The organism is Propionivibrio pelophilus DSM 12018 (genome assembly GCF_059569095.1).
Genome location: NZ_JCANUT010000092.1, coordinates 1 through 6,929, shown reverse-complemented (window position 1 = coordinate 6,929; position 6,929 = coordinate 1). Strand labels below are relative to the sequence as shown.

Annotated in this window: 7 protein-coding genes; 5 read left to right on the top strand and 2 right to left on the bottom strand. The window is 52.9% G+C overall.

Annotated features, from left to right (window positions below; translation table 11 throughout):
- Positions 1 to 289 (top strand): transposase (locus BO74_RS20210; RefSeq protein WP_496445054.1); only part of this gene is annotated, 289 nt, incomplete at its 5' end.
- Here BO74_RS20210 and BO74_RS20205 read toward each other — a convergent pair.
- Complete coding sequence (locus tag BO74_RS20205; RefSeq protein ID WP_496445052.1) at positions 286 to 1,158, bottom strand: replication initiation protein; 873 nt, start codon at positions 1,156 to 1,158, stop codon at positions 286 to 288. The genes BO74_RS20210 and BO74_RS20205 overlap by 4 nt on opposite strands.
- Positions 1,159 to 1,608: 450 nt before the next feature.
- Positions 1,609 to 1,971, bottom strand: a complete 363-nt coding sequence (locus BO74_RS20200; protein WP_496445050.1) for a hypothetical protein — start codon at positions 1,969 to 1,971, stop codon at positions 1,609 to 1,611.
- A gap of 204 nt (positions 1,972 to 2,175) precedes the next feature.
- Here BO74_RS20200 and BO74_RS20195 point away from each other — a divergent pair, with 204 nt between their 5' ends.
- From BO74_RS20195 to BO74_RS20180, 4 genes are all read left to right on the top strand, one after another.
- Positions 2,176 to 4,182 (top strand): hypothetical protein, encoded by a 2,007-nt coding sequence (locus BO74_RS20195; RefSeq protein ID WP_496445048.1) that lies wholly within the window; start codon positions 2,176 to 2,178, stop codon positions 4,180 to 4,182.
- Positions 4,183 to 4,596: 414 nt separating this feature from the next.
- The gene (gene xisR / locus BO74_RS20190; protein WP_496445046.1) at positions 4,597 to 4,821 is read left to right on the top strand and encodes an excisionase family protein; all 225 of its coding nucleotides are present in this window, start codon (positions 4,597 to 4,599) and stop codon (positions 4,819 to 4,821) included.
- Positions 4,814 to 6,499, top strand: coding sequence for a tyrosine-type recombinase/integrase (locus tag BO74_RS20185; RefSeq protein WP_496445045.1), 1,686 nt, complete (start codon positions 4,814 to 4,816; stop codon positions 6,497 to 6,499). Before xisR ends, BO74_RS20185 begins: the two co-directional genes overlap by 8 nt.
- Before the next feature lie 186 nt (positions 6,500 to 6,685).
- The coding region (locus BO74_RS20180) for a hypothetical protein (protein WP_496445043.1) at positions 6,686 to 6,929 on the top strand (244 nt) is incomplete at its 3' end.

Here is a 6,929-nt window from a genome sequence, read left to right as displayed (position 1 = left end):
ATTCCTGATTCTGGATAATCTGCGCGTACATCACAGCAAGCTCGTGAAGGCTTGGGTCGCCGAGCGAGCAGATCAAATCGAACTGTTCTACCTCCCGAGCTATAGCCCTCAGCTCAACCCAGAGGAACGTCTCAACGCAGATCTCAAACAAGAAATGGGCAAGCGGGTTCCCGTACGTACCAAAGCGAAACTACGGGAGGCCGCCAGCTCGCACATGATGAAGCTGGAGCAAAACCCCGAGCGCGTCATCCGTTACTTCCAAGACCGGCGCGTCAAGTATGCCGCTTAATACTTCATCGGGCCGGAGCAATAGGTACTACGGCTGATTCCCTCCGTAAGCCATGGTTTCCTTTCTTCAGCAGAGTTTTTTCGACGAGCTACTCCGCTCTTCCGACCGCGAGCACGCTGAATCGCCCGAAATCTTTCTTCTGTGAACTGTCGCCAGGTCCAGCGCGCAATGGATTTGGTCGTTGCACAGACCTCGGAAAACCCGAGCGGAACGCTAAAACGGGAATTCATCGCAGCTGCTTCGTGCAGTAGTGCCGCGTACCACTGCTCAAGTGTTGCATCGTTATTCCTGTAGGTACGAACCCAGTTGTATGCCCACGTGCGAAGTTCGTCGAAGAGCTGGACATTACGCCCCAACCCCCACGTCGCCGAGTCCCGCCTAGGGGGCCGTCGTGGGAGTACAACCCAGTCCGCAAGTTCGCCCAGTTCGTACGCGTGAGCGTGAAGAAAGAGTGTTTTCCACGCAGAATGAAGCGGATTCTTAGTGATTAATCCGCCAAACGCTCGGTCGCTGCGCAATGCAAGTGCATATGCCGTTTCAACTGAGGCAGCGTATCGAAGCGGTGTTTCGCGAGCGAGTTCCGATGTGACTACAGGCGTCGATAGCAAGTACGCGAGATGGGCGTGTCCGTTTGCCGGATTCGTGCAAAAGAGATTCGGAGGGGCGACATGCGACCGTTCCCAAGAGAATCCCCCACAAGGGTAGTCGATGTCGAAAACCAGCCAATGTTTCAGTACGTGCGGGTTAATTTGCAGATAACGAAAATGGCGCGCATCGTCGGCCGAACGGATGCGCAAACCGCGCGAAAGGTCATTCGTACAGTAAGGACGCCTCGGCAATCGCGGCAGTATGAGCGCGGAAAGCGTCACAGCTAGATGTCGGTGACGCAAGTGCAAAGCATTGCGTTCAACGGGGTAACACTCGTACCAACGCGTCCGCCCAAGCGGACACTGCCTTCGGAAAAACTGCTGTTGCACGGCTGCAAGACGCTCAGCTTCCGCGCAGCAGATGCACTATCTCGATAGTTCGCAGTGAGTTGAGCAGGCGTGTTGGTAAAGCATTGTTGCCCCCTAGGGCGGTGGGCGTGGCTGTGGATGGTCATCAGAGTTCTTCCGAAGAATCGGGAACCCCGTCTAACCACCGATAGTTGGCGGTACTTTTAGAACCTAGGTGTTTTAGAAGACTCGGGTGAGCGACATGTCATGGCTGATGACTTTTGAATGAAATGCGCATCCGTGCTCAAACCAGCCCTGCTTCGAGCAGAGCGCCAGCCGAAAAGCCGCGAAAAAATGGCGGGCCAGTAGGCCCGCCTTAATCACTTACGCCTTTAGTTTTCTGCTTGCTGCATACATAACAAAGGCGCGCATTCCTGCTATCAGATAGCTTTCGCCTACTGCGACAGTATCGAAGATACTGCATCGTACCTGTGCAGAATGGTGCGGGTCTGCCTCAAATGAGGCGCCGTGCTTCTGCAAAATACCGAAAACAGCGAGCGCCTCATCGCCCGAAATGTCACAAATCAATATTTCGGGAGGGTTTGCCTTATCGGCGAAAACGGCAACTGTGCCGTCCGCTACCAAAGCGACTAGAGGGCCATCCACGCCTCCAATCACTTCGCCATATGCAGACCGTACGAATGCCTCTTCGAGCTCTTTCCCACTCAGCTGCTCAGTTTCTTTCATGTCGTTGCCTTTCCAAAAGGCAGGATATTCCTGCCATTTGTATAGCAACTGGCCCTGTCGCTTGACTTCGTTTCAACTCACATCTAACTCATCGATAGTCGAAATATAAAACCGGTTGGCTATAGGTCAGCACCAACAACTTTCTCGTACGCCAAGTCTGTAACGTCAAGACGTTCTCCAGACTGTAAATCCGGAGGACAATTTATGAAAAGAAAAACCCAAGAATACAATGCATTACAACACTATCGTTATACGGTAACGACGGCTTGTAACGTTATTCCCGAGGTCAGTTCATTTGTTTTTGGCTACACGAGCTCACCTTTGGAGCAGAATTTGAATATCACCTACAAAGAACTCATCAGCAAACTACAAAGCCATTTCAACGTCATCATTGACTCAACCAACGAGGTAACGTCCGCATCACCACAAACTTATCGCAATCACCTCAGCACACTAAACTCGTACCTAACGTTCCTCGGAAAGCCGCTCGAGTCGCGCGTGGGCATCGAACTCGCTTCGGGATACGAACAGAAATCTAATCAATATCTCAGCCAAATCACAGTCGCTGGACGAACGAAACGCGACCGCCGCTCACACTTAAACCTGCTGCGTCGCCTCTTCGAAGAGAGCAAATCCAAATCAAGCGCCCCCGTCGTTGATAACGATACCGAACTCGGCAACCGGTTACGCTTTGCTCTCGCGAGACTAGGAACCACCGCGGAAGAACTCGCGAAAAGAAGTAACGCTAGCCCTACATCTATTCGCCGCTGGCTCAGAGGAGCCATTCCAAGCCAGAACAGCATCCCATCCCTACGTCGAGTTGAAACCGCATTGGAACTCCCACGTGACGAGCTGACTTCACTCGTAAAGCCGGTAAAACCGAGTTTGCATAGTGAAAACACAAAGCCTTGTGAAATTGCATACAGAGCACAACTAAGCAGACGTATACGAGACCCGTACGCATTACCCGAAGCAGAGATGACCGCCGCGCTGCGAAATGAGTGGACGCTCTGGTTTGACGAAAAGACGTCACACGCCTCCACACGACACTACAAAGGACAACGCAGCTGGCGTTTGCTACCGCCGGGTACTAGCACTAGCTGCCCGAAGCTTGCCATGCGCGGAAATCTTTCGTGCCCAACCGCTGAGTGGGCGCTGGGTATTGTTCGGAGATATCTTGGATGGATTCGACGTCCGAGCGAACATGGCGGTGGCGGATATGCGCATGAGGACGTGCAAACCCTTGCATGGTTCTGCCAAGCAACTCTTATAGAAGGCTATCTCAAGTTTCTGACAGAGCGCTCAGACGGACTAAAACACGGCGGGCAAGCGGGGTTTTCCCGCTTGGTAAATCAACTCACACGTCCCGAACGCGGTTTCCTATGGTGGCACCCAGAACTGCGGTTACAGTTACCGGACTCGGTCAGACCAACATCAGAAGAATCGTGGAGAAGCCTATGCGCAAGAACATCTGCTGTGGCTGACGCATGGATTCAAGACTCCTCGGACAATAATCGTAAGCCCTCGGAGCCAATAGCCAGCTTACTGAGTTCCACAGACCCACTACTCCCGCTAATAAACACTGTTCGTAGCATTGAGCAACTCGCCGCTAGTTCAGTTCCTGGTGGAGTGGTCGAAGCACGCCATCGACGCAATGCCCTTCTATTTGCTTTTCTTGCGTCCAATCCCTTACGACTCAGAACAATGAGCACCCTCACTTGGCTCCCCAACAACCAAGGCAATGTCTATCGGAAGAGCGACGGAACCTGGCGCTTGCGACTTGAAAGTGTCTTGATAAAAAACGGGGCTCAAGAATTGCGCCATAGGCCATACGACGTCGAAATTACCAACTGGGTTGGAGAAATGATTGATTCCTACATTGAGGAATTTCGACCGGTCATCCTAAAAGGGGTTACAAATCCATATTTCCTTGTCGCCACTCCCTCCGAGCGTCCTTGGGCAGATTTGGATAGCTGCGTTTTCGAGCTGTCGAAGCGGTTAATCCCCGGATGCCCCGGCTTTGGCCCTCATAGCATCAGGCATCTCGTTGCGACTGCCTGGCTTACAAAACACCCCAACGATTTCCTGACTGTGGCGGAGCTGCTCAATGAACGACTGGAAACTGTAATAGCGCACTACGCGCATCTCAAACGGGATGTTTCTCTAGGGCGACTCAGCGCACATATTGATGAACTGCGAGCGCGCGGGTGACTGTTCCGAGGACAGCGTTAGCCGAGTCCTCCCAGTGCTAATTGCCGACGACCCCATAAATTAGTACGATTAGCAAAGAGCCAAGGGCTACCGTTGCCTATCGCGCGCCAAGCATAATGCTTGATGGTGAAAACGGTTGTTTTCTGATGTTTCGGCTCTAATTTGGATTAATACAGCTCGGGCCAAGCACGCACCTATGCTTTCAACATGTTTGTTGGAGGTATTGTGCGCCCGCTGTTCTCGTTTCCGCCCCCTCACACACCTTTTTATTGCCCCCCCCTTGACCGCCCTCAAGCTACAGCGGCGCTTGGCCCACGCCTCAGCCGCTTAGCGCATCGAGCATCATCTCTAAAAAGCCCTAAAAACGACCGCAAGTCGCGGTTTGCTACACGTCGCTTTCAATGGAGAAATTGCATGAAAGCGAGCGGTCTAGTCATCGATGAATTCAAACTGAAGTCGCACTGGGTGACGATTGAGAAAGTCGTCGAATACACGGGTTATTCAGACGACGCAATCCGCAAAAAGAAATGGCTCGGGGTCTGGCGAGAAGGCGTTCACTGGCGAAAAGCGCCCGACAATCGCTTGGTATTCAACCTCGTGTCAATCCAGAATTGGATGTCGGGAGGTCTAAATGCCTAAGGGATTCCCGTCGTCAAGACCCAAATCGATTCTCGAAAAAAATGCCTCATTGGCTGTACCGCCGGGGGCGACCCACTACCCCGGTTCTGAATGCGCTGAGCACCCAGTAGGCATTCTGATTCCACCGGGAATTCGCATACGCAACCGAAAAAGCGTCGAGATTCGCTTCCAATACAACGGTACCCGCGTATCGGAACCTTTACGAGGGACGCCGACAGTAGCCTTCGTCCAAGAAGTCGCGAGAAAACTGGAACGTGTACAGCAACTTATCACACTCGGAAAATTCAGCGACGACGAGTACGCCGAAGAATTTCCACTGAGCAGAAAAATAAAGCCGAAATCGGTAGCTGTTGAGACTGTTCGAACAGTCGGAATCGCTTTGGACGAATGGATGCAGTCGAGACGGAATACCATCGGCGAGAACTCGGCAAATGACTACGACCGTGAGATTCGCAATCAGCTCAAGATATTCAAGTTCTGCGCGTCTGTGGTCGCTGCGTCCGACTATGTGCCGTTCACCAAAGACCACGTCGTCGACCAACGCCTCTTTCTCAAGCAACATGAAGGGGGCCCAGCACGACCGTTTAACCCGCATGACCACCACATTTTCGGCCAACTTCCTATTACGCTTGTCACAGACGTGATGATTAGCGCAATGCGACAACAATTGTTGGACGAGGGATTAAAAGGCAAGCGTATTGACAATTTGATGATTCCGCTACGCGGTGCGATGACTCGCGAGGTCATGCTGAAAAACCTACCAATAAATCCGTTTGCAACAATTAAGCCGCTGGTACAGACAAGCCACGCACGAACGAAAACCTCCGAAGATGTAGAAGCTGATTTGGATGCCCCGCTGCCCGAAGGTGACGTTGTTGGCTTTTTGAAAGACGAAAAAGCGCCCGACCCGTTCACAACTGATGAAATCGAGAAAATCATTCTCCACCTCGATGCTCCCATGGGCAATCAGATGACTTTTGCCTTCTGGACCGGCCTCAGAACAGGCGAAATCATCGGACTACGCGCAAGCGATTTGCAACTCGACAAGAATCGCATATTGGTCCGTCGCTCAGTATCTCGCGGCGTCCTAAAAACGACGAAGACTAACAAGCAAAGGTGGGTTCACCTACTGCCCCCCGCAAAAGCTGCACTGGAAGCACAACTTGCACTTTTTGGTGCACCTGGTGGCTGGGTCTTTCCCAACCCGTTCACGAAGCAGCGGTGGAAAAACGAAAGCAAAATCACAAGACGCTGGAAACGAGCTTTGGCGGCTGCTGGCATACGCTATCGGCGCCCTTATCAAACGCGGCACACGTTTGCATCGATGCATCTGTCGTCCGGCGAGAACGTGATGTATGTCGCACAACAAATGGGCCACGCAGACTGGTCAATGCTCATCAAGGTGTACGGCCACTGGATTCCGTCAGGCGGACTTCAAGCGGCAGGCACTCTTGTTGCGGCGGCACAGTCAGAGAAGTGGCAACGTCTGCGCTCGATACTCGATGCGCGTGCCGGTGACGTCGCGGTTGATTACTCGGAGGACGATAGCGAAGAGGAGTCGGACAATGAGCAGGATGAAATTGCTATTCAGTCGTTCATGGCGGAGCTGTCCAAGCAGACGCAAAATGCCGACGTCGCTGGGACAAATGTGGGACAAAATTGTAGAATTGGCCTGTAGGCCTTGCAAACACTAGGGGTGGTTGCGTCTTCGAATCCCGCCGCCCCGACCAATAGAATCAAGCATTTAGGCCAATCTTCGGACTGGCCTTTTTGCTTTGTGCGCCCGGCACGGGCGCACTCCTGCGGGTGCAAGTCCCGCCGTAAGTTGATCACAGCGAACGAAGTGAAGCGCAACTGCGTGAGGGTGACCGAGCGTGGGAAGGAAGCGTGGATCGTAATCTGCGAGCCGATGGACAAGAACCGGATAGAAGGCGCTGCCGAGCAGGGCGAGCGGGCAAAGGACCGCGAAGCTCTCGTGATCAAGACGAAGCGGCGTAGATCTGGCGGTTGTGCAGAGAAGGAGTGCGTTCTTACCCGGGGAGATCTCGCCTTGTGCCTGAAAGGGCGACGTGGGACCACGGAGCGAGAAGTCAGCAAAGGCCATAGTA

Bases quoted from the DNA above. Each gene is read 5' to 3' on its own strand.
- BO74_RS20200 (WP_496445050.1), bottom strand. From the start codon at position 1,971: ATGAAAGAAACTGAGCAGCTGAGTGGGAAAGAGCTCGAAGAGGCATTC.
- BO74_RS20195 (WP_496445048.1), top strand. From the start codon at position 2,176: ATGAAAAGAAAAACCCAAGAATACAATGCATTACAACACTATCGTTAT.
- xisR (WP_496445046.1), top strand. From the start codon at position 4,597: ATGAAAGCGAGCGGTCTAGTCATCGATGAATTCAAACTGAAGTCGCAC.
- BO74_RS20185 (WP_496445045.1), top strand. From the start codon at position 4,814: ATGCCTAAGGGATTCCCGTCGTCAAGACCCAAATCGATTCTCGAAAAA.